1 protein-coding gene is annotated in these 1,036 nt (G+C 70.9%); it reads left to right on the top strand.

Annotated features, from left to right (window positions below; all coding sequences use genetic code 11):
- Nucleotides 1-1,020 (top strand): putative bifunctional diguanylate cyclase/phosphodiesterase (locus ACEN88_RS32545; RefSeq protein WP_413346378.1); only part of this gene is annotated, 1,020 nt, incomplete at its 5' end.
- Between the last annotated feature and the right edge of the window lie 16 nt (nucleotides 1,021-1,036).

Here is a 1,036-nt window from a genome sequence, read left to right as displayed (position 1 = left end):
GGCCACCGCCCCGTCGACGCCGTCGCGCTCGAACTGCACGCGCTGCTGGCCGAACCCGTGCGCGTGGGCGGGCGCGAATTCCACCTGGCGCCCGTGATCGGGATCGCGACGTATCCGCAGGACGCCGCCTCCGCCAACGAGTTGATGCGCCTGGCCGACATCGCCAAGCACCGCGCCCGCAGCGACGCGGGCGAGCCCGTACATTTCCACTCCGAGTCCACGCACCTCCAGCTGGACGAGCGGCTGACCATCGAGGAACAGCTGCGGTACGCGCTGGCGCGCGGCGAGCTGACGCCGCACTACCAGCCGAAGGTGGACATCGCGACGGGACAGGTGGCCGGGTTCGAGGTGCTGCTGCGCTGGAACAGCCCCGTGCTCGGCCCCGTGTCGCCGGCGCGCTTCATCCCGATCGCCGAGCAGACGGGCCTGATCGTGCCGATCGGGACGTGGGTGCTGCGCACCGCGTGCGCGCAGGCGAGCCGCTGGGCGCGCGAACAGGGCATCGCGACCCGCGTCGCCGTGAACCTGTCGATCCGCCAGTTCTACCAGAAAGATCTATTGAAGGTGATCGCCGATGCGCTGGCCGACGCGGGCCTGCCGCCGCACGCGCTCGAACTGGAGATCACGGAAAGCATCGCGATGAGCCGCGTGGACGTCGTCGAGCGCCTGCTGGGCGGCATCCGCGACCTCGGCGTGGAACTCTCGATCGACGATTTCGGCACCGGCTATTCGAGCCTGGCCTACCTGAAGCGCTTCCCCGTGCAGCGCCTGAAAATCGACCGGGCGTTCGTGCGCGACCTGGGGCGCGACGCCGACAGCGCGGCCATCGTCCGCTCCGTCGTCGCGCTGGGCCACGGCCTCTCGATGCGCATCGTGGCCGAAGGCGTGGAGACCGAGGAGCAGCTGGCGCTGCTGCGCGCGCTCGGCTGCGACGAATACCAGGGCTATCTGTTCGCGCGGCCGATGGACGCATCCGCCGTGCCGGCCCTGCTGGGCCGCCCCGTCACGTCACGCGCGTGAACGCACGGACCGGCGC

It is taken from the genome of Massilia sp. CT11-108 (genome assembly GCF_047302915.1).
Taxonomy (GTDB): Bacteria; Pseudomonadota; Gammaproteobacteria; order Burkholderiales; family Burkholderiaceae_D; genus Telluria; species Telluria orientalis.
This window is presented reverse-complemented; position numbering and strand designations above follow the sequence as displayed.